The following is a 22,389-nucleotide window of genomic DNA, read 5'->3' on the forward strand; positions in this document are numbered from 1 at the left end:
TCCCGCTCTGCTCTCCCCCCCCCCCACACGCGTGCGGGGGTGTTATTGTGCCGCGCTCCCCCCGGTTGGGGGCGGCCCCCCCCCCCGCCCCGCCCCACCACCGGCGTATCCGCTTACGGTCGTCCCGCTGCGAGTCGCCGATCCAACGGCGGCCGCTCACAAGGGAGATCGGGGGTGTGCTCGTGCGGATCGGACTGCTCACCGAAGGTGGCTATCCGTATGCGTCCGGTGAGTCCAGACTCTGGTGCGACCGTCTGGTGCGCGGCCTCGCGCAGCACGAGTTCGATCTCTTCGCGCTCAGCCGCAGCGCCGAGCAGGAGGCACAGGGCTGGGTCCAGCTCCCGGTCCAGGTCAGCCGCGTGCGGACGGCGCCCCTGTGGACCGCCGACGAGGACACCCTCGGCCTCCACGCCCCCAGAGGGCTGCTCCCGCGGTTGCTGACCGGCGGGGGCGCCCGCACGTACGGGCGGCGCGAACGGCGGCGCTTCGTCACCCACTTCACCGCGCTCGCTGCCTCGGTGTGCGTGGCGGGTACGACGGGCGGCGAGCAGGACGACGCCGGCGAGGACGCAGGCCGGGGCGGGGCCGCCGGCGCTGCGCCCGTCATGGACCCGCGGATCGCGGACGCGCAGATCGCCGACGCGCAGTTCACGGAAGGCCTCTACGGGCTCGCCGAACTGGCCTGCGAGCACGGGGGGCTGCCCGCGGCCCTGCGCTCCGAGACCGCGGTGCGGATCCTCGAGACCGCCTGCCGCGCCCATGGCACCGGACGCACCGTCCAGTCCGCCACCGTCCCCGACCTCCTCGCCTTCGCCGCGGAGCTCGACCGGGTGCTGCGCCCGCTCTCCCTCGACTGGTACGACGAGGAGAGCCTCGGCGCCGTCGACCTCTGCCATGCCGCGTCGGGCGGCGCCGCCGCGCTGCCGGGACTGCTGGCCAAGCGCTTCTTCGGGGTGCCCCTGCTCGTCACCGAGCACGCCGTGCAGCTGCGGGCCCACTACCTCGCCGACACCGGTGCGCCGGTGAGCGCGCCGGTACGCGCGCTGCTCGCGAACTTCCACGGACGGCTCGCCGCCGAGGTGTACCGGCAGGCCGCGCTCATCACCCCCGGCAACACCCACGCCCGCCGCTGGCAGGAGCGCTGCGGCGCCGAGCCCGCCAAGGTGCGCACGGTCTACCCCGGTATGGAGTCCGCCCGCTTCGCGGCGCTCGGCGAGAGCGAGGACGACGGTGGCCCCGACACCCTGGTCTGGGTCGGCCGGATCGAGCCCGCCAAGGACCTGATCGCCCTGCTGCACGCCTTCGCCGAGGTGCGCAGGGCCGAGCCCGATGCCCGGCTGCGCATCATCGGCGCGGCCGCCCAGGGGGCCGAGGGTGCCGACTATCTCGCCCACTGCCGGGCGCTCGCCGACCAGTTGTTCCCCGACGAGGCCGTGGACGCGCACGCCGTGGGCGACAGCCCGGTCTCCTTCGAGGACATCGGAGGGGCCGAGGTCCCCGATCTCGTCCACGCCTATGCGGCGGGCGGGGTCGTGGTGCTCTCCAGCGTGGTCGAGGGCTTCCCGATCAGTCTGGTCGAGGCGATGTTCTGCGGCCGGGCGACGGTGTCCACGGACGTCGGCGCGGTCGTCGAGGTCATCGGCGGTACGGGACTCGTGGTGCCGCCGCGCAATCCACGGGCCCTCGCGGACGCCTGCCTGGCGCTGCTGCGTGACCCGGAGCGCCGGGCGCGCCTGGGAGCGGCGGCGCGCGCCCGGGCGCTCGAACTCTTCACCGTCGAACAGAACCTCGCGGCATTTCGCGGCATTTACCTGGAGCTGATCGCGCAGGCGCCGGTGCGCAGGGAGGCGTCGCGGGCCGCCGACGGCGGGCCCCGCCCCTTCGCCACCCCGCCGGAGGCGCACGTCCTCGGTCTGTGGCCGGAGCCGGCCGACGGCTCCGGACCCGGCCCGGCCGGGCGGACGCCCAGCTGGGCCGGGCAGGGCGTCGGCGCGGGAGTGCCGGGCGCGGGGGACGGCGATGTGTGACCAGGAGACGGCCGCGCCGGGCCGCACGAACCGACCGGGGCCGACCGGTGCACCCGGTGCGATCGCCGCCCCGGGTGACGAGCACGGAGGAACGACGATGGGCCGCCCGACCGAAGTGCCCGAGGCGCTCGGCACGCCGATGACCAGCAGTGACGGGGACCACCGCGCATGGGCGCCGGCCTCCGGAACCCTGCTCGCGGACGTCTCCGAACCGGCCTGGGGGCTGTCCGCCACACCGCCGGACGAGGAGGCGGACACTGCGCCGGCGGACGGGACGGACAGCCCGTCTGTGGACGTGGGCGGGAGCGCGCCGCAGGGCGCGGCGGACAGCGCGACGGCGGGCGGGACGGGGGGCGCGCGCCCGGCGCGGGAGGGCGCCACCGGGAGCGGCCCGCTTCCGGAGCCCGACGCCGCACCCGTCCCCATGGCCGCGGCGGCGCCCGCCCCTGCGCCGACCTCGACTCCCACATCGTCCGAACCCATGGGCGACGCATCTCCTGCCCCCGAGGACGAGGCACTCACCCAGCCTCCCGCCCCCGCCGGTGAGCCCCGTGCCACGCCTTCCGGCTCCGCCGGTGAGCTCCGTGCTGAGCCCTCCGCCCCCGCCGACGAGGCCCTTGCCGCGCCGCGCACCCCTGCACGTCCGTCGCCGGATCCGGCACCCACGACGGACCTCGCCGACTCCGACCACCTCGCACGCCGCCCCACCTCCCGGGCTCCCGAGGTCGCCCACACCGCTTCGGTGCGCAAACTCGCCACCGGGCGGCGTGGGCCCGTCGATCCCGTGAAATCCCTGATGCACCGGCACCGTGAGCTCTGCGAGCGAGCCGTCGACCCGCTGGAGATCGCCGCCGGTCTGGAGGCCCACGGAGTCACCGACCGCACCGCCGCCCGCTACCGGCATCGCGATGTCTTCTCGCTCGCCGAGGAACTGTTCGCCCGGGTCCCCGCCGTCGCGGGGGAGCCCGTGGGCGCGTCCTTCGCCCCGGCGCGCGACATCGAGACGCGCGCCGCGTGGTCGCTCCGGGCCCTGCTGCCCGGCGCCGCCTGTCTCACGACCTTCGTCGCGCTGCGGCTCACCGAGGGGGTCCTCGACGGCGGGGCGCGGCTCGCCATCGGCACCGGTGGCGGTCTCCTCGCCCTCGTCGGGCTCGTATGCGCCCTGCGTACCGGTCCGCTCTGCGCCGAGGGCCGTTCGTCGGGCGCCGCGGGCCTGTTCGGCTGCTGGCTGCTCGGCTACGTCCTGTACGGCGACGCGCTGCTCCACCAGGTTCTCAGCGGCGGACCCGAAGGCCCCTGGGACATCACCCCCGCCCCGCTCCTCGGCCTCGCCGTGGCGGTCGCTCCCGCAGCCTGGTGCGCGCACCTCTTCTCCGTACACGCGCACCGCAAACTCAACGGCAGCCGTGCGCTGGAGGAGTTCGCCGCGGGTGTGCGCCCCCTGCTGTTCGCCGCCGTCGCCTTCTTCCTCTGCGTCCTCGGCGGGCTGCTGTACCTGGCCGGGCTCGGGATCGGCGCCGGCGGCTCCCCGGTCGGAGCCGCGGCGCTGGGCGTGCTGCTTCTGCTGGCCCGCCTCCTCACCGTCCACGGCTTCCCCGAACCGGCCGCCACCGGCCTCGCCGCCGCCTGTGCCGTCGAGGCCGCCGCCCCCGCCCTCGTGCTGGCCGGCCGGCTGCCCGGCCTCGACGTCCTCGCCCGCCCCGTCGACGCGCTCGTCGCGGCGGCGGGCACCGGGGCCGTACCCGCCGTCGCCTGCGGCGCGGCCGCGCTCGGCCTGCTGACCACCGCCACCGTCGCCCTCTCCCGGGCGTCCGCCCACACCGCCGCCTGACCTCGCACCCAGAACCCCGTGGAGCCGACGCCACGGGCCTCTTCCCGTACCGCACACAACTGCCCCAAGGAGACACCGGACATGACCCCCCAATACCCCGCACCGGCAGCCCGCCGTCGGCACCGAGGGGACGCACGATGAGGGTGCTGCTGCTCGGAGCCAACGGTTTCCTCGGCCGGTTCGTGGCCGACCGGCTGCTCGCCGACCCCGCCGTCCACCTCACGGCGCTCGGCCGCGGCGACGACGCCGACGTACGGTTCGACCTCGCAGGCGGAAGCCCGGGAGCGCTCACCCGCTTTCTGGACGCCGTCCACCCCGGAGTCGTCGTCAACTGCGCCGGCGCCACCCGGGGCGGGGCCCGCGACCTGACCCGTCACAACACCGTCGCCGTCGCCACCGTCTGCGAGGCGATGCGGCGCAGCAGCTGCACCGCCCGGCTGGTCCAGGTCGGCTGCTCCTCGGAGTACGGGCCCTCGCAGCCCGGCTCGTCCACGGCCGAGGACGCCATCCCGCGCCCCGGCGGCCCGTACGGCGTCAGCAAGCTCGCCGCCACCGAACTCGTCCTCGGCTCCGGCCTCGACGCGGTCGTGCTCAGGGTCTTCTCCCCGGTCGGCCCCGGCACCCCGGCCGGCTCGCCGCTCGGCCGGCTCGCCGAGGCGATGCGCCGCGCCATGCAGTCGGGCGACGGCGAGCTGAAGCTCGGGGGCCTCGGTGTGCAGCGCGACTTCGTCGACGTGCGCGACGTCGCACGCGCCGTGCACGCGGCCTCGCTCTCCGCCGCACAGGGCGTCGTCAACATCGGCACCGGCCGCGCCGTGCGCCTGCGCGACGCCGCGGCCGTCCTCGCCAAGGTCGCCGGATACGGGGGCGCGCTCCACGAGCTGGACACGCCCCCCGCCCGCCTGCCCATCGGCGCGCCGCGCACTTCCGCCGAATCGGTCATGGAACACCTCGCGGTCACCCCGTCCCCCTACCCGGACGGCTGCGGTGCCTGGCAGCAGGCCGACGTGCGCACCGCCAGGGACCGGCTCGGCTGGCGCCCCCGGATCAATCTGGAGGAGTCCCTCGCCGACATCTGGATGGAGGCGGCGTGCCGTATCTGACCAGTACCGGCACCGCCCGCCGCACCAGCGGCGCCGAACAGCTCGGCTTCGGCGTCCCGGGGTACGCGCACCCGCTGCTCGCGCCGGTCGAATGGGCCGAACTCGCCCGCCCGGGAACACCGCTGCACTGGGCCGTCCTCGACATCGACAACGGCCCAGGCAGCCGCCCCGACCCGCACTGCCTGGAGGCCGCGGGCCGGCTCCGCAACGCCCGCGAACGGGCCGTGCACGGCGAGGAACCGCTCGATTCCGTGCGGGCATCGGCCGGGCGGCTGCTCGGCCGGCTCGATCTGGCCCACGGCAGCAGGCCCTTCGGCGATCTCGTCGCCGACGCGCAGTCCTACCTGGACTGGTACCGCGTCGACGGCTTCTACCTGAACCGCTGCCCGGCCGGGCGCCCGGACCTTCCGGCCGTCCGCCGTCTCACCAGCACCCTCTCCGCACTCCTGGCGGACAGCGACAGCGCGCAGCACGGCGGACACCTCGTGCTCGGGCACGACACCCATCCGTATCCGGGCTACGCGGAGGCCGCCGACCAGCTCGTCACCTTCCGCGGCGCGTGGACCGACTACCGCTGGTCGCAGGTGGCGGAGTGGACCGCCGCCTATCCGCCCGGCCGTTTCGCCCACTTCGTCCATGGTGTCCCCCGTACTCACCTGGAGGAGGCGATGCGGGTCGCCCGCTGGCAGGGCGCCGGGACGATCTTCTTCACGGACCGCAGCGGAGAGGCCGATCCCGGAAACGGGCGCGGACAAAGCGATCCATTTGCGACTCTGCCCAGGTACTGGGACGAAATCGTCTCGCGGATCGGACCTGGTATCTCGGAATGAGAGGGGGCGTGGCAGTGTTACCGCAAGAACAACCGTACGTAGTCGAAGTACGTAGAAACCGACCACCTGCATTGTTGAGGTTCCTGTGTCGCTGCCACCCCTGGTCGAGCCAGCTGCTGAGCTCACCGTCGACGAGGTCCGCAGGTACTCCCGCCACCTGATCATCCCGGATGTCGGGATGGACGGGCAGAAGCGGCTGAAGAACGCGAAGGTGCTCTGTGTGGGCGCCGGCGGTCTCGGCTCGCCGGCGCTGATGTACCTGGCCGCCGCCGGTGTCGGAACGCTCGGCATCGTGGAGTTCGACGAGGTCGACGAGTCGAACCTGCAGCGCCAGATCATCCACAGCCAGGCCGACATCGGCAAGTCCAAGGCCTTGTCGGCCAAGGAGAGCGTGCAGGGGATCAACCCCCTGGTGAACGTGATCCTTCACGAGGAACGGCTCGAAGCCGAGAACGTGATGGAGATCTTCGCCCAGTACGACCTGATCGTGGACGGCACGGACAACTTCGCCACCCGCTATCTTGTCAACGACGCCGCGGTCCTGCTGAACAAGCCGTACGTCTGGGGCTCGATCTACCGGTTCGACGGCCAGGCGTCCGTCTTCTGGTCCGAGCACGGTCCCTGCTACCGCTGCCTCTACCCGGAGCCGCCGCCCCCCGGCATGGTTCCCTCCTGCGCCGAGGGCGGTGTCCTGGGCGTGCTGTGCGCGTCCATCGGCTCCATCCAGGTCAACGAGGCCATCAAGCTGCTCGCCGGCATCGGCGACCCGCTCGTCGGCCGGCTGATGATCTACGACGCGCTGGAGATGCAGTACCGTCAGGTCAAGGTCCGCAAGGACCCCGACTGCGCGGTCTGCGGCGAGAACCCGACCGTCACCGAGCTCATCGACTACGAGGCCTTCTGCGGCGTCGTGTCCGAGGAGGCCCAGGAGGCGGCACTCGGCTCCACGATCACTCCCAAGCAGCTCAAGGAGTGGATCGACGCGGACGAGAAGATCGAGATCATCGACGTCCGTGAGCCGAACGAGTACGAGATCGTCTCGATCCCCGGCGCGAAGCTGATCCCGAAGAACGAGTTCCTGATGGGCAACGCCCTCCAGGACCTCCCGCAGGACAAGCGCATCGTGCTGCACTGCAAGACCGGTGTCCGCAGCGCCGAGGTCCTCGCGGTCCTCAAGTCGGCGGGCTTCGCCGACGCGGTGCACGTCGGCGGCGGCGTGATCGGCTGGGTCAACCAGATCGAGCCCGAGAAGCCGGTGTACTAGAACGCTGCGAAGGGGCCGGCCCGCATCACGCGGGCCGGCCCCTTCGGCGTGTGTACCACCCCGCTACGAGCAGGTCCTGCCGTCCGCCGGCACCTTCCCGTCGAGGAAGTAGTCGTCCACCACCGACGTCACACAGCTGCTCACGCCGTAGGCGCCGTGCCCCTCGCCCTTGTTGGTGAGCAGGACGCCGACACCCTTGCCGAGCTCGTCCGCCATCTTGCGCGCACCCTCGTACGGCGTCGCCGGGTCACCCGTGGTCCCCACGACGAGGATCGGGCCGGCGCCCGGAGCGCTCGCCTCCGGGGTGTCGTGCTCGCCCGCCACCGGCCAGTCCGAGCACCAGCCCGCGGTGTCCCAGGCCAGGAACGGACCGAAGACGGGGGACAGCTTCTTGAACTCGGGCAGCAACGCCTTCGCCTCGGCCGCCGTCGGCCTGGCCTTGCTGTCCGCGCAGGAGATGGCGCGCTGCGAGTGGTTCTGGGTGTCGTAATGACCGTTCTCGTCACGGCCGTTGTACGAGTCGGCGAGCTGCAGCAGCATGGAGCCGGTGCCGCTCTCCGCCTCGTCCAGCGCCTGCGTGAGCGTCGGCCAGTTGTCCTTGGAGTAGAGCGGCAGCACGATGCCGGTGATCGCCAGCGACTCGTTGAGCTCGCGGCCCGTCCCGGTCGGCAGCGGCTTGGCGTCGATCCGCTTCAGCAGCGCGGCGATCCGCTGCGTGCCCTTCCCGGGGTCCTGGCCGCGGTCCTTGAGGTAGTTCTCCAGCGCCCGCTGGAAGCCGGTGGCCTGGTTGCGGGCGTGACCGGTGGAGTCCGCCGTCGGGTCGACGACGGCATCGAAGACGGTGCGGCCGACGTGCGCGGGGAAGAGATGCGCGTAGGTGCCGCCCAGCTCGGTGCCGTACGACATGCCGAAGTAGGTCAGCTGCTTGTCGCCGAGGACCTCGCGGATCAGGTCCATGTCCCGGGCGGCGTTCGTCGTGCCGACGTACGGCAGGACCTTGCCGGAGCGTCGCTCGCAGCCCGCGCCGAAGCCGGCGCCGTCCTTCATGAACGCCGCCTCCTCGGCCGCGGTGTCCGGTGTCATGTCGATCTTCCGGTTGGTGCTGTCCTGCTCCTGGTCCGTGCGGCACCGCACGCCGGCGCTCCCCGCCACCCCGCGCGGATCGAAACCCACCAGGTCGTACCGGGTGTTGAGGCTCCCGTACGAACTGGCCGCGCGCGGCAGGATGGAGACGCCCGAGCCGCCCGGTCCGCCGAAGTTGAACAGCATCGAGCCGAGCCGCCGGCCCTTGTCGCGGGCCTCCTTGCGGATCAGCGCGATCCCGATCGTGTCGCCGTCCGGCTTCGTGTAGTCCAGCGGGACCTTGACCGTCGTACAGCGCCAGGCCGAGCCCGGGGCGCTGCCGCCCTCGGGGGCCTTGCAGCGGTTCCAGTCCAGTCGCTGCGAGGTGAGCGAGGTGGGCAGGGGCTTCTCGGCCGCCTTTGACGGTGAGGCGGACGGCGATGCCGCGGTGGACGTGGCGGCGTCCGCCCGCTTGCCCGGCTTGTCGTCCGTGCCGTCCTCGCAGCCCGCGAGCACCCCCGTCAGCAGCAGTGCGGCGGCGGCCAGCGCCCCGGCCCGTCCGTATGCGACCACGTGTACGTCCCTCCCCGTTCGTGCCTGCCCGTCCGGCAGTTCGCGCCCATGGTAGGCGTGCTGACCGGCACTCCCGGGCCTCTCGTCCGGATCATGCCGGGCTGATCCACCACGGATGACGGACAGCTCTCAGCCGCAGACCGTCCCGTCGGCCGGCACCTTTCCGTCCAGGAGGTAGCCGCCCACCGCCTTCTGTACGCAGGAGTCGCCGCTGTTGTACGCGCCGTGGCCCTCGCCCCTGTACGTCATCTCCACGCCGACGCCCTCGCCCAGCTCCTCGGCCATCGCCTTCGCGCCCGCGTACGGAGTCGCCGGATCGCCGGTGTTGCCGATAACGAGGATGGGGGCCGCGCCCGCGGCGCTGACGTCCGGGGTGTCCCAGGCGCCCGCCACCGGCCAGCCGGTGCACGCCATCAGACCCCAGCCGAGGTAGTCGCCGAAGACCGGTGAGGCGTCGTGGAACGCGGGAAGCCTCTCCTTGGTCCCGTCGAGGGTGAACCGTTCCTTGGAGTCCGCGCAGTTGATGGCGGTGTTGGCCGCCGCGGAGTTGTCGTAGTGGCCGTCCTCGGAGCGCCCGTTGAGGGAGTCGGCGAGGGCGAGGAGCAGTGCGCCGTCGCCGCCGTCGGCCTCGTCGACGCCCTGCTCCAGCAGGGGCCAGGTCTCCTTGGAGTAGAGCGCCGCCGCGATGCCGGTGGTGGCCTGCGTCTGCGTCAGCTTCCGCGAACCGATGCCCGGTACGGGCTTCTTCTCCAGCCGGTCGAGGAGGGCGGACACCCCCTGCTCGACCTCCTCGGCCGTGGCGCCGGGCAGCTTGCAGGCGTCGCCCCGGTCGGCACAGTCCGCGGCGAAGTTGTCCAGGGCGAGCTGGAATCCCTTGGCCTGGCCGAGAGAGGACTGTTCCGCGTCCTCGGTCGGGTCGACCACCGCGTCCAGGACCGACCTGCCGACGTGCCCGGGGAACAAGTGCGCGTAGACGCCGCCCAGTTCGGTGCCGTACGAGATGCCGAAGTAGTAGAGCCTGTCGTCGCCGAGCACCTGGCGCATCAGGTCCATGTCGCGGGCGGCGTTGGTCGTCCCCACGAAGGGGAGCTCCTTGCCCGAGTTCTTCTCGCAGGCGTCCGCATACGTCTTCGTGTCCTCGGTGAACGCCTTCTCCTCCGCCGCGTCGTCGGGCGTGCCGTCGCCCTCGTACCGCGCGTCCAGCTGAGCGTCGTCCTCGCACTCGACGCCCGCACTGCGGCCGACTCCGCGCGGGTCGAAGCTCACCAGGTCGTAGCGGGTGCGGAGCTTGTCGTACTCCGTACCGAAGGCGGGCAGCGTGGCGACACCGGAAGCGCCGGGGCCGCCGAAGTTGAAGATGAGCGAACCGATCCGCTTCTTCGCGTCCATCGCCTTCGCCCGGACGAGCGCCAGTTCGATGGTGTCGCCGTCGGGCTCCGCGTAGTCGAGCGGGACATTCATGAACGAGCACTCCCAGACGGCCCCGCCCGGCAAGGGGGAGGGCGAGGCGCCGCCGCCCTGTGCCTGGGAAGGGGCCGGGCACGGCGTCCACTTCAGCTGCTGGGAGGCGAGGCCGGCCGGGGTGGTGGCCGCGGCGGCCTCGGCGGCGTGGGGCGAGTTCTCCTCGCCGCCCCCGTCCGAACAGCCGGCGAGGGGAAGCAGCACGGTGACGACGCCGGCGAGGGCCGCGGCGCGCAGGGCAGGGGAGGTCCTCATCGCTCCATCGTGCGACGGCGCCCCGGGGGGTGCACGGGGCGCCGGTCCAAGCGGGTGGCCCCGTCCGCGGAGGAGCTAGAGCTCGCCCTTGCGCGTCAGATGGTTGAAGCAGAGCCAGCCGGGGAGCACCGGCAGCCACAGCGTCATCAGCCGGAACAGCAGCACCGCGGGTGCCGCGACCTCCTTCGGCAGGCCGACCGCGATCAGACCGAGGGTCAGCGCACCCTCGACCGCGCCCATGCCGCCCGGCGTCGGTGCCGCCGACCCCAGGGCGTTGCCGGCGAGGAACACCACCGCGATGCTCGCGTAACTCAGGTGCGGCGTATCCGGACCGCTGAACGCCCGGACCGACGCGTCCAGGCACATCACGAACAGGCCGGTCAGCAGCAGCATCCCGCCGATGCCGGTGAGCAGCTTCTGCGGCCGCTGCACGACGTCGAGCATGCGCGGTACGACTCCGGCGAACAGCGACCGCACCCGGGTCACCACGAACTTCCGCAGGAACGGGATCGCCGTCACCACCAGCACCAGCACGGCGACCGTCAGCAGCCCCGCGATCACGGTCCTGGACGGGGTGAGCGAGGACGGCGTCTTCTCCGTACCCGTCAGATAGCCGAACGCGGCCAGCAGCAGGATGTGGCACCCGAGCCCGAACAGCTGCGAGGCGCCGACACTCGCGACCGCGAGCCCCGGACGCACACCGGAACGCTGGAGGAACCGGGTGTTCAGCGCGACACCGCCCACCGCGGCCGGGGCCACGATCTTCACGAACGAGCCGGCGACCTGCGCCAGCACCGTCTTGCCGAACGGCACCCGCTCGGGCACGAAGCCCAGCAGGCTCATCGCGGCCGCGATGTAACTGAGCGCCGAGAAGCCGAGCGCGGCGGCCACCCAGCCCCACTCCGCCTGCTCGACCACCGCGCCGAAGTCGGCCTCGGTGACCTGCGAGATCAGGAAGTACGCGGCGATGGCGCCGGCGATGAAGCTGAACAGGGTGCGCGGCTTGATGCGCTCCAGGCGGACGGGCTCGACGGGGGCCTGCGGCCGGATCAGCAGCACCTCCTGGCGGATCTGGGAGAGCAGATCCTCCTCGCGGGCCCCGTCCAGTGCGTCGTCCATGGCCCGCTTCTCGGCCTGCTTCTCGGTGCGCTGTGACTTGCGGGCGGTCTTGCGGCCGGCGTCGTCGGTACGCTCCGCGTCCTGCGCCCTGGCCCGCTTCGCCGCGTCCGAGGCGTCCAGTACGGCCTCGCGTTCGCGCTGCGACCGCTCCCGGGCGAGCCTGCGCAGATGGGCGCGGGTGGAGCGGCTGAGCGCGATCGGCTGGAGCAGCGGCAGGCAGTCGGCGACGGCGTCCGGGCCGAGCACCGCCAGTGCGGACGCGACCGCCCGCTCGGCGCCGATCCGCAGACCCGTGGTGGTGAGCAGCTGGGCGACGTCCATCCGCAGGACCAGGTCACCGGCCGCGATCTCGCCGCCGCGCAGATCCGTGACGAACACCTTGCCGGAACGATCCACCAGGATGGCGTCACCGGTGAGCCTGCGGTGTGCGATCCGGCGGGACTGGAGCGCCTTCACCTGACGCCAGGCGCCGCGCACCAGGTCGTCGGTGATCTCGGAGTCCTCCAGCGCGTCCAGCGAGCGCCCGCCGATGTGCTCGTACACCAGCATCACGGCGTCGGGGCCGAGCTCGGAGGTGGCGATCAGTTTGGGGGCGTTGGCGCCGGCGGCGATCGCCGCGTACGCGAGCAGCGCCTCCTGCTCCAGCGCCTGGCGCAGCGACTGGATGGAACGCCGCTGGGTGATGCCGCGCAGGGTGAGCCTGCGCCACACCCGGTAGAAGAAGCCCTGCGCCTGTTGTTCGCGGTCCACGACCGTCACGTCGAGCGGTGGACCGTCCTCCAGCGAGACCACGTACCGGCGTCCGCGGTCGTTCTGGTCACCCGAGTCGGGCGCGTCCTCGGCCCGCATCGCGGTGACCGGGCGGAAACCGACGTGGCGCAGACCGGCCATCAGGTGCTGGCCGGTCGGCCGGACGTTCGGCGAGCCGACCGCGTACAGCGTGCCGTAGGCGACCGTCCAGCCGATGAGCACGGTGAGGATGATCGAGAGCGGAGTCGTGTACCCGCCCACCAGCATGGTGAAGGCGTCGAGCAGCAGCACGACCCACAGCACCACCCGCCACCGCGGCCGTCTCGCCATGCCGACCGCCGTCATATAGGCGATCACCGGAGCGAGATAGCCGTGGACGGGGTCGGTGAGCGCCGCGTCACCTGGCTGCGGCTGGGTCAGGGCGTCCTGGATGGTGCCGGCCGCGGAGTTGGACACCCACAGATCCGTGGCGAGCGTCACCCCGTGCGCGAGTACGGCGGCCAGGACGCCGTCCGCGATCCGCAGCCCGTCGCGTTTGATCAGCCGCTCGATGGCGAAGGCCACCGGGACGAGCAGCACGGCGATGCTGGAGACGAGGCCGGCGATCTTGATGAGCAGATCGGGTGCCTGGCCGGTGCCCTTGTTGATGTCCTGTTCGAGGCCCGCCGTCGTGCCGTGGGCGAATGCGGCGACGGCGAACAGCAGGACGATCGCCAGGACCCCGATCAGGAGCCGCATCAGGTCGGAAGGGCGGTGCACCCGGGCGGGGAGCAGGGGCTCGTCCCCCGAGACACGGTCGGACAGCGCCCCCTCGGAGGTCGCGAGCGTCGAGCCCTCCGGATGATCCGAGGAACCCTGCGAGGCGGTGCCGGGACGATCCGAAGACGCCTGCGGGCCGGTGTCGCGACGGTCCGAGGAGCCCTGCGGGCCGGCGTCGGGCTGCTGCCCGCTCTCCTCGGGGTGCGGCTCCGCATCAGAGGCGTCGGCCGCCTTCGGTGGCTGCACGCCCTGCTCCTTCGTCGCCTCTGATTGGTCTTCGTTTTCTCGTATCACCGGTCACCGCCCGCATGATGGTGGCACGGCCGACGGGCGGAGGGAGGCATCAGGGTGCGATGCGAGGGCGCGCGATGCGCAAGATACGCTCCATTCCCCTTCCGTGCACACTCCGTGTCCGGCCGGACACGGAACAGGGCGGACTGTCGGTGGCGTACGGCAGGATGGGCCGGATGAGCGAACACCCGACGAGTGACGCGTTGCCGGAGTACGCGGAGCGCGTGCTCGACGTCGCCGAACTGATCCCGCCCGGCCGCGTCATGACCTACGGCGATGTCGCGGAGTGGCTGGGGGACGGCGGGCCGCGCCAGGTCGGCCGGGTCATGGCGCTGTACGGGGGAGCGGTGCCGTGGTGGCGTGTGGTGCGCGCCGACGGTGCGCTGCTGCCCGGCCACGAGCTGCGGGCGCTGGATCACTACCGTGCGGAGAACACCCCGCTGCGCGAGGCCTCGCGCTCCGCGGACGGCCATGTCCCACGTCTCGACATGCGGCGCGCACGGTGGGACGGCGTGCCCGACGGGGCGACGGGGGGTGCACCGGACGGGCCGGGCACGAAGGGCGACGGCGGGGGATCTCACACCTGACAGCTTCGGCCATCCGGCCGCACATCGGGCGGAGCCGGGCCCGTACGACGTACAGGAAGCGTGAAGCGGAAACCGTGCCGGGTCCTTCCGCCCGGCGGAACGTGACGATCCACGCATCCGTCCCGCACCTATCGGCGGCGCCGCCGGAGTAGCGTCGTCAGTTCGCGGCACGCGCCGCGCCCTCACCTCCAGCACCCCAGCACACCCACCAGGACCGGCGATCCCCACGTGAGCTCCTCCTCCACCACCCGGAACAGTCCGCACCGTCAGGCACGGCGGCGGACCGCGGGCGCGTACCGGCTGGTGCGTACCCTGCCGGGCTCGGCGGACCCCCCTCTCCTGGACGCGGCGCAACGGGCGGTGGTTGACCACACCGGCGGCCCGCTGCTGGTCCTCGCGGGTCCCGGGACCGGCAAGACCACCACGCTCGTCGAAGCGGTCGCCGCCCGCATCGCCCGGGGCGGCGACCCGGCCCGCATCCTGGTCCTCACCTTCAGCCGCAAGGCCGCCGTGGAACTGCGCGACCGGATGGCCGCCCGGCTCGGTGCCGTCCGCGGACCGCAGGCCACCACGTTCCACTCCTTCTGTTACGCCCTGGTGCGCGCCCATCAGGACGCCGACCTGTTCGCGGACCCGCTGCGGCTGCTCTCCGGACCGGAGCAGGACGTCACCGTCCGCGACCTGCTGGCCGGCCAGCTCGACCTGGAGAAGGAGGGCCACGACCACATCCGCTGGCCCGACGAACTGCGGGCCTGCCTGACCACGCGCGGCTTCGCCGACGAGGTGCGCGCCGTGCTCGCCCGCAGCCGTGAGCTGGGCCTCGGCCCGGACGCCCTGGCCGACTTCGCCCGGCGCACCGGCCGGCCCGACTGGGGCGCGGCCGCCGCGTTCCTGGCCGAGTACCTCGACGTCCTGGACGCCCAGGGAGTGCTGGACTACGCGGAGCTGGTCCACCGCGCGGTGCTGCTCGCCGAGCGCCCGGAGGTGGCGGCGCTGCTGGCCGGCAGTTACGACACCGTGTTCGTCGACGAGTACCAGGACACCGACCCGGCGCAGGTGCGGCTGCTGCACGCGCTGGCCGGGAACCGGGGGAGCACGCCGGGCGGCGGCGGGGGCCGGAACCTGATCGCCTTCGGCGACCCGGACCAGTCGATCTACGCCTTCCGGGGCGCCGATGTGAACGGCATCCTCGACTTCCCCGAGGTGTTCCGCCGCGCGGACGGCGCCCCGGCCCCGGTCGGCGTCCTCACCACCTCGCGCCGCTCCGGCGACCGGCTGCTGACCGCGACCCGGCTCCTCACCCGCCGGATGCCGCTCACCCGGCTGCCGTCGGCGAAGGTCCGCGCCCACCGGGAGCTCGGCGCGGTCCGTGAGGGCGGCAGCGTCGAGACGTACACCTACCCGACCGCGTCCACCGAGCTCGACAACATCGCCGACCTGCTGCGCCGGGCACATCTGGAGGACGGGGTGCCGTGGCAGGAGATGGCGGTCCTGGTCCGGGCCGGCGGCCGCACCATCCCCGCGGTGCGCCGGGCCCTGACCTCGGCGGGCGTCCCGCTGGAGGTCGACGGCGACGACCTGCCCCTGCGCCACGAACCGGCTGTGGCCCCCCTGCTGACGGCCCTGCGCACCGTGGCCACGGCGGCGCTCCGCCGGAACACGGAAGCGGACCGCGCGGCCGGTGCCGGGGCGGAATCCGACGACGCACCCGCGGCCGCGACCGGGCCCGCGCCTACGCCTACGCCTACGCCTGCGCCCGCGGCCGCAACCGCGCCCGCGGCCTGGCTCGACACCGAGACGGCCCTCGCCCTTCTCGCCTCCCCGCTGGGGTCCATGGACGCCGCCGACCTGCGCCGGCTCGGCAGGGCTCTGCGCGACGAGGAGCGCGCCGCCGGCAACCGGGTGCCCGCACCCTCCGGCGAACTCCTCGCCCGCGCGCTCGCCGAACCGGAGCGGCTCGTGGCGCACGATCCGGCGTACGCCCGCGGCGCCCAGCGCCTCGGCACGCTGCTGCGCACGGCGCGCGAGCTCCTCGAAGCGGGCAGTACCGCCGAGGAGGCACTGTGGGCCCTGTGGTCCGGCACCCCCTGGCCGGCCAGGCTGGAGCGCGCCGCACTGCGCGGGGGCGCGGGCGGCCGTAACGCCGATCGCGACCTCGACGCCGTCTGCGCCCTCTTCGACACCGCGGCCCGCGCGGAGGAACGCACCGGAGGCCGCGGCGCCCTCAACTTCCTGGAGGAGGTCGACGCCCAGGACATCGCCGCCGACACCCTTTCCCGGCGTTCCGTGCGGCCCGACGCCGTACGGCTGATGACCGCGCACCGCTCCAAGGGCCTGGAGTGGCGCATGGTCGTCGTCGCCGGGGTGCAGGAGGGCCTCTGGCCCGACCTGCGCCGCCGCGGCTCGCTGCTCGAAGCGGACCGGATCGGCCGCGACGGCATCGCCGAACCCCTCACCCCCGGCGCGCTCCTCGCCGAGGAGCGCCGGCTCTTCTACGTCGCGGCGACCCGGGCCCGCGAACGCCTGGTCGTCACGGCCGTCAAGGCCCCCGCCGACGACGGCGACCAGCCGTCCCGCTTCCTCACCGAGCTCGGCGTCGAACCCCGCGACGTCACCGGCCGCCCGCGTCGCCCGCTCGCCGTCGCCGCCCTCGTCGCCGAACTGCGTGCCACGACCGTCGACCCCGCCGCATCCGACGCGCTGCGCGAGGAGGCCGCCCACCGCCTCGCCCGGCTCGCGGCGCTCAGCGACGACGAGGGACAGCCGCTCGTGCCCTCGGCCCATCCCTACCGGTGGTGGGGCCTGTACGAACCGACCCGCTCGGCCGTTCCGCTGCGCGACCGGGACCAGCCCGTCGCCCTGTCCGGCAGCGCGCTCGACCAGCTCGCCAACACCTGCGCGCTCCAGTGGTTCCTGGGCCGCGAGGTGAAGGCCGACGCCCCGGCGACGGCGGCCCAGGGGTTCGGCAACGTCGTCCACGTCCTGGCCGACGAGGTGTCGTCCGGCCGCACGCCCGCCGATCTGGCCGTCCTCATGGAGCGGCTCGACTCGGTCTGGGACGGGCTGGTCTTCGACGCGCCCTGGAAGTCGCAGCAGGAGAAGCAGCAGGCCCGCATCGCCCTCGAACGCTTCCTGCGCTGGCACGTCATGGACCGCACCGGCCGCACCCCGGCCGCCAGCGAGCACGATTTCGACGTGACGCTGGAGGCGGGGGAGTACGAGGTGCGCATCCGGGGCTCCATGGACCGCGTCGAACGCGACGCCGACGGCCGCGCCTACGTCGTCGACTTCAAGACTGGCAAGCAGTCCCCGACGAAGGACGAGGTCGCCCGCCACCCCCAGCTCGCCGTGTACCAGCTGGCGGTCCGGGAAGGCGCCGTCGACGAGGTCTTCGACGGCGCGCGCCCCGCATCCGGAGGCGCCGAACTCGTCCAGCTGCGCCAGCCCGCCCCCAAGAAGGAGGGCGGCGACGCCGTCCCCAAGGTGCAGGCCCAGGAGCCGCCCGACACGGAGTGGGTCTCCGACCTCCTGGCGACCGCCGCCGGACGGGTCCTGGACGAACGGTTCACCCCCTCGACCGGCCAGCACTGCACCCACTGCTCCTTCAGGGCCTCGTGCAGCGCGCAGCCGGAGGGCCGGCACGTCCTGGAGTGAGGAGGCGGCCTCGCCCTCCGGCTCGCCGGGCCCGAGCGGCGCTTGGCCTGCGGGCCGCCGCCGCGTGCACCCGTCAGCGCTTGGCCTGCGGGCCACCACTCCGCAGACCCCGGCAGCGCTTGCGGGCGGCTTCCGTCCCGTGCACGTCAGCGCTTGCGGGCGGCCTCCATCCCGTGCACCCGTCAGCGCTTGCGGGCCACCACTCCGTACACGCTGACGTCCGCGTCCGTGACGTCGTTGATCCCCTGGTAGCGCGTCCGGTCCAGCTCGTCCAGCCCCGCCACGAACTCCGGGTCCGGGTCCGCGGCCTCGGGAAGATCGACGACCCGCTCGGGACGCCAGCGGTGCACAGGGACGACGCCGGGGTCGAGCATCTCCAGGCCGTTGTCCGTCACGAAACGCTCGACCTGCGCGTGCGAGCGGCGGACCATCGCGAAACCGCGCTCCTTGAACGACTTCGTGATCTGGCCGACCTGCTCGGGGTTGAGGTCCGAGCTGACATTGCTCAGGACGAGGAAGCTGCCGGGTGCCAGCGCGTCCAGGAGCTGCTTGACGATCGGGTAGGCGGCGTCGTCCTCGATGAAGTGGAGGACGGCGGCGAGGACGAGGGCGACCGGGCGTTCGAGATCCAGGGTGCGGCGGGCGGCTTCGAGGATCTTGGCGGGGTCGCGCAGGTCCGCCTCGATGTACTCGGTGCGGCCCTCGGGCCCGCTGGTGAGCAGGGCCTGCGCGTGCACGAGGACGACCGGGTCGTTGTCGACGTACAGCACGCGTGCGTCGGGGGCGATCGCCTGGGCGATCTGGTGCACGTTCTGCTGGGTCGGCAGACCGGTGCCGACATCCAGGAACTGCCGGATGCCGTCCTTCGCGGCGAGCGTGACAGCCCGCCGCATGAAGTCCCGGTTGTGCCGCACGGTGAGGTACCCGCGCGGATTGGCGGCCAGGGCCATGGCCGCGGCCTCGCGGTCGGCCGGGTAGTTGTCCTTGCCGCCGAGGAAGACGTCGTAGACCCGCGCCGGGTGCGCCTTCGTCGTGTCGATGCGCTCCCTGAGATCTGCTGCGTTCGGGGCGGGTGCGTCGGCGCTCATGTGACCGTCCTCGTAAGGATGTTGATGCGTTCCGTGGTGATCCTTGGTGATCAGATGCAACTTAGACCGGTCATGGGGTCCGGGGCGAGACGCTTCCCGACCTCCTTCCGGGCCCCGGACGCCGCCGTCGCGGCTTCGCGGCCTCCTTCCGGACCTCGGACGCCGACCTCGCGGCTTCACGGGTTGTCGGTCCCTCCGGTTAGCCTCTGTGGAGTGTCCTCACGTATCACCGATCCCGAGCAGCTCAAGGAACTGCTCGGGATCCCCTTCACCCCGGAGCAGACGGCGTGCATCATCGCGCCGCCCGCCCCGCAGGTGATCGTCGCCGGAGCCGGGTCGGGGAAGACCACGGTGATGGCGGCCCGCGTGGTGTGGCTGGTCGGGACGGGGCAGGTCGCGCCCGAGCAGGTTCTCGGGCTCACCTTCACCAACAAGGCGGCCGGCGAGCTCGCCGAGCGCGTCCGCAAGGCCCTGATCGCCGCCGGCGTCACCGACCCGGACACCATCGACCCGGACAACCCCCCGGGCGAACCCGGCATCTCCACGTACCACGCCTTCGCCGGCCGGCTCCTCACCGAACACGGGCTGCGGATAGGGCTCGAACCCACCACCCGTCTCCTCGCCGACGCCACCCGCTACCAGCTCGCGGCCCGCGTGCTGCGCGAGGCGCCCGGCCCCTATCCGGCCCTGACCAGGTCCTTCCCCAGCCTGGTCAGCGATCTGCTCGCCCTGGACGCCGAGCTCGCCGAACATCTCGTGCGCCCCGAACAGCTCGCGGAGTACGACACCGAACTGCTCCGCGCCCTGGAGACCGCCAAGCTCAGCAACGCGGAACTGCGCAAGATCCCCGAGACCGCCGCGGCCCGCCGCGAGCTGCTCTCGCTGACCAGCCGCTACCGGGAGGCGAAGCGCAGCCGCGACCTCCTCGACTTCGGCGACCAGATCGCCCTCTCCGCGCAGCTCGCCCTCACCCGCCCCGAGGTCGGCGCGATCCTGCGCGAGGAGTACCGGGTCGTCCTGCTCGACGAGTACCAGGACACCTCCGTCGCCCAGCGCCTCCTGCTGTCCGCCCTCTTCGGAAGCGGTCCCGACGGCGCCGCTTCCGGGCACGCGGTCACCGCCGTCGGCGATCCCTGCCAGGCGATCTACGGCTGGCGCGGCGCCTCCGTCGCCAACCTCGACGACTTCCCGAGCCACTTCCCGCACGCCGACGGCACCCCGGCCGCCCGCTACTCCCTCAGCGAGAACCGCCGCAGCGGCGGCCGGCTCCTGCACCTCGCCAACGGACTCGCCGCACCCCTGCGCGCCATGCACGAGGGCGTCGAAGCCCTGCGCCCCGCCCCGGGCGCCGAGCGCGACGGCCTCGTCCGCTGCGCGCTGCTGCGCACCCACGCCGAGGAGATCGACTGGCTCGCCGACTCCCTCGCCCACCTCGTGCGCACCGGCAAGGCCCCCGGCGAGATAGCCGTCCTGTGCCGCACCGCCGGTGACTTCCCCGAGATCCAGGCCGCGCTCGTCGCCCGGGACATCCCGGTCGAGGTCGTCGGCCTCTCCGGGCTGCTCCACCTCCCCGAGGTCGCCGACCTCGTGGCCGTCTGCGAGGTCCTCCAGGACCCGGGAGCCAACGCCTCCCTGGTCCGGCTGCTCACGGGCCCCCGCTGGCGGATCGGCCCCCGCGACCTGGCTCTGCTCGGCCGCCGCGCCCGCCTCCTCGTCCACCGCTCCGCCCACGGCGACGACGAGGACTTCGACCCCGACCGCCGGCTCGCCGAAGCCGTCGAGGGCATCGACCCGGCCGAGGTGATCTCGCTCGCCGACGCCCTGGACACCTTCCTCGACTCCGGCGGCGAGCAGGACGACCACCTGCCCTTCTCCGCCGAGGCCCGGATCCGCTTCGCCCGCCTCGCCACCGAGCTGCGCGACCTGCGCCGTTCGCTCGCCGACCCGCTGATGGACGTCCTGCACCGGGTCCTCGCCACCACCGGCCTGGAGGTCGAGCTCTCCGCCTCGCCGCAGGCCCTGGCGGCCCGCCGCCGCGAGACCCTCGCCAACTTCCTCGATGTCGCCGCGCGGTTCGCCGCCGTCGACGGGGAAGCGACACTGCTCGCCTTCCTCGGCTTCCTGCGTACCGCCGTGCAGTACGAGAAGGGCCTGGACAACGCGCTTCCGGGCGGCGAGAACACCGTCAAGGTCCTCACCGCCCACAAGTCCAAGGGCCTGGAATGGGATGTCGTTGCCGTGCCCGGCCTGGTCACCGGCCAGTTCCCGAGCGGCCAGTCCCGGGACGCCTGGACCTCCCAGTCCCAGGTCCTCCCGCACGCGCTGCGCGGCGACACGGCCACGCTGCCCGTCGTCCACTCCTTCGACGCCAAGGGGCTCAAGGAGTTCAAGGCGGAGATGAAGGAGCACCAGCACACCGAGGAGCTCCGCCTCGGCTACGTCACCTTCACCCGGCCCCGCACCCTGCTGCTCGGCTCCGGCCACTGGTGGGGCCCGAGCCAGAAGAAGCCGCGCGGCCCCTCGGCCTTCCTGGACGCGCTGTACGCACACTGCGCGGCCGGGTACGGCGAGATCGAGGCGTGGGCGGACGCACCGGCCGAGGACGAGGAGAACCCGGCCCTGGGAGAGGCCACGGCCGACCACGCCTGGCCGCTGCCGCTGGACGAGACCGCGCTGGCCCGCCGCCGGGCCGCCGCGGACACGGTGATGGCCCATCTGGAGGCACTGGCCACGGCGGGCCCGGCATCCGACGCATACGTGCCGGGGGCCCCGCCGTCCGCATCGGACGAGCCCGCCTTCGACGAGGTGTTCCCGGACGGGGAGCCGTTCCCGGTCGACGAGCCGTTCGCGGACGAGGAGCTGTTCCCCGAGGACGACCCCTTCCTGGACGATGCCCCGTTCCCGGACGCCGCCCCGCACCCGCCTTCCTCCGACGCCCCGCACCCGCCTCCCGCGTCTCCCCCTGCCCCGGACCTGTCTCCCCCAGCCCCGCACGTCCCGGCGGCCCGCGCGCCCGAGCGGGTGCCCGCGCGCCTCACCCCCGAGGAGTCCCGCACCCTCGCCTCCTGGGACCGCGACCTCGACGCCCTCGCCGGCGAGCTGCGCCGTGCCCGCGCCACCGTGCGCGACGTCCTCGTGCCCGCGTCGCTCTCCGCCACCCAGCTGCTGCGCCTCGCCGACGACCCCGACGGCTTCGCCCAGGAACTGGCCCGCCCCATGCCCCGCCCTCCGCAGCCCGCGGCACGCCGCGGCACCCGCTTCCACGCCTGGGTCGAGTCCCGCTTCGAGGAGCTGCCGCTGCCCATGCTGGGCCCCGACGAGCTGCCCGGCGGCGACGAGAGCGACGCCGACATCGCCGACGAGCGCGATCTCGCCGAGCTCAAGGAGGCCTTCGAACGCACCCCGTACGCCCGCCGGACCCCGTACCGCGTCGAGACGCCCTTCCAGATCACGCTGGCCGGACGGATCATCCGGGGCCGCATCGACGCGGTGTACCGCACGGGCGACACGTACGAGATCGTCGACTGGAAGACCAGCCGCACCAACACCGCCGACCCGCTCCAGCTCGCCGTCTACCGGCTGGCCTGGGCCGAACTGCACGGGCTGCCGCTCACCGACGTCACGGCCACCTTCCTCTTCGTGCGCAGCGGTGAGAGCGTCCGCCCCAGCCGCCTTCCCGGCCGCCCGGAACTGGAGCGCATCCTGCTGGACGAGCCACCTCCCGCAGGCGGATAA

Annotated in this window: 12 protein-coding genes; 8 read left to right on the forward strand and 4 right to left on the reverse strand. The window is 73.3% G+C overall.

What is annotated here, in order from left to right:
- The first annotated feature begins 182 nt into the window (after nt 1-182).
- The 5 genes from ACGFZA_RS03790 to moeZ all read left to right on the forward strand — a co-directional run bounded on the left by ACGFZA_RS03790 (nt 183) and on the right by moeZ (nt 7,055).
- Entirely contained in the window at nt 183-2,027 is a 1,845-nt protein-coding gene (locus ACGFZA_RS03790; RefSeq protein WP_385275803.1) for a DUF3492 domain-containing protein, read from the forward strand.
- A gap of 481 nt (nt 2,028-2,508) precedes the next feature.
- Nucleotides 2,509-3,858 carry a hypothetical protein gene (locus ACGFZA_RS03795; protein ID WP_393677625.1) on the forward strand — a complete coding sequence of 450 codons (1,350 nt, stop codon included), beginning with the start codon at nt 2,509-2,511 and terminating at the stop codon, nt 3,856-3,858.
- Nucleotides 3,859-3,995: 137 nt separating this feature from the next.
- A complete protein-coding gene (locus ACGFZA_RS03800) occupies nt 3,996-4,961 on the forward strand; it encodes an NAD-dependent epimerase/dehydratase family protein (protein WP_385275448.1) in 966 nt (321 codons plus the stop codon).
- Complete coding sequence (locus tag ACGFZA_RS03805) at nt 4,949-5,791, forward strand: spherulation-specific family 4 protein (protein WP_385275445.1); 843 nt, start codon at nt 4,949-4,951, stop codon at nt 5,789-5,791. The genes ACGFZA_RS03800 and ACGFZA_RS03805 overlap by 13 nt, the downstream gene beginning before the upstream one ends.
- 85 nt (nt 5,792-5,876) lie before the next feature.
- A complete protein-coding gene (moeZ, locus tag ACGFZA_RS03810; protein ID WP_385275442.1) occupies nt 5,877-7,055 on the forward strand; it encodes an adenylyltransferase/sulfurtransferase MoeZ in 1,179 nt (392 codons plus the stop codon).
- Between the two features lie 63 nt (nt 7,056-7,118).
- Here moeZ and ACGFZA_RS03815 read toward each other — a convergent pair whose 3' ends face one another.
- From ACGFZA_RS03815 to ACGFZA_RS03825, 3 genes are all read right to left on the reverse strand, one after another.
- Complete coding sequence (locus ACGFZA_RS03815; RefSeq protein WP_393676925.1) at nt 7,119-8,690, reverse strand: alpha/beta hydrolase; 1,572 nt, start codon at nt 8,688-8,690, stop codon at nt 7,119-7,121.
- 129 nt (nt 8,691-8,819) lie between these two features.
- Nucleotides 8,820-10,406, reverse strand: coding sequence for an alpha/beta hydrolase (locus ACGFZA_RS03820; protein WP_385275436.1), 1,587 nt, complete (start codon nt 10,404-10,406; stop codon nt 8,820-8,822).
- A 75-nt stretch (nt 10,407-10,481) separates the two neighbouring features.
- Nucleotides 10,482-13,280, reverse strand: a complete 2,799-nt coding sequence (locus tag ACGFZA_RS03825; RefSeq protein ID WP_393676928.1) for a lysylphosphatidylglycerol synthase domain-containing protein — start codon at nt 13,278-13,280, stop codon at nt 10,482-10,484.
- A gap of 221 nt (nt 13,281-13,501) precedes the next feature.
- On the opposite strand from ACGFZA_RS03825, the gene ACGFZA_RS03830 reads away from it, so the two are divergent.
- Both ACGFZA_RS03830 and ACGFZA_RS03835 read left to right on the forward strand, forming a co-directional pair.
- Nucleotides 13,502-13,912: an MGMT family protein gene (locus tag ACGFZA_RS03830; protein WP_385275430.1), complete on the forward strand. Its 411-nt coding sequence runs from the start codon at nt 13,502-13,504 to the stop codon at nt 13,910-13,912.
- A gap of 228 nt (nt 13,913-14,140) precedes the next feature.
- Entirely contained in the window at nt 14,141-17,566 is a 3,426-nt protein-coding gene (locus tag ACGFZA_RS03835) for an ATP-dependent helicase (protein WP_393676930.1), read from the forward strand.
- 182 nt (nt 17,567-17,748) lie between these two features.
- On the opposite strand, the gene ACGFZA_RS03840 is transcribed toward ACGFZA_RS03835, so the two are convergent.
- Entirely contained in the window at nt 17,749-18,654 is a 906-nt protein-coding gene (locus ACGFZA_RS03840; RefSeq protein ID WP_393676932.1) for an SAM-dependent methyltransferase, read from the reverse strand.
- 213 nt (nt 18,655-18,867) lie between these two features.
- Here ACGFZA_RS03840 and ACGFZA_RS03845 point away from each other — a divergent pair, with 213 nt between their 5' ends.
- A complete protein-coding gene (locus tag ACGFZA_RS03845) occupies nt 18,868-22,389 on the forward strand; it encodes a UvrD-helicase domain-containing protein (protein ID WP_393676934.1) in 3,522 nt (1,173 codons plus the stop codon).

The sequence above is a fragment of the Streptomyces sp. NPDC048211 genome (assembly GCF_043202315.1).
Classification (GTDB): domain Bacteria; phylum Actinomycetota; class Actinomycetes; order Streptomycetales; family Streptomycetaceae; genus Streptomyces.

Coding starts and splice junctions, on each gene's coding strand:
- ACGFZA_RS03830 (WP_385275430.1), top strand. CDS start 13,502: ATGAGCGAACACCCGACGAGTGACGCGTTGCCGGAGTACGCGGAGCGC.
- ACGFZA_RS03840 (WP_393676932.1), bottom strand. CDS start 18,654: ATGAGCGCCGACGCACCCGCCCCGAACGCAGCAGATCTCAGGGAGCGC.
- ACGFZA_RS03820 (WP_385275436.1), bottom strand. CDS start 10,406: ATGAGGACCTCCCCTGCCCTGCGCGCCGCGGCCCTCGCCGGCGTCGTC.
- ACGFZA_RS03795 (WP_393677625.1), top strand. CDS start 2,509: ATGGGCGACGCATCTCCTGCCCCCGAGGACGAGGCACTCACCCAGCCT.
- ACGFZA_RS03800 (WP_385275448.1), top strand. CDS start 3,996: ATGAGGGTGCTGCTGCTCGGAGCCAACGGTTTCCTCGGCCGGTTCGTG.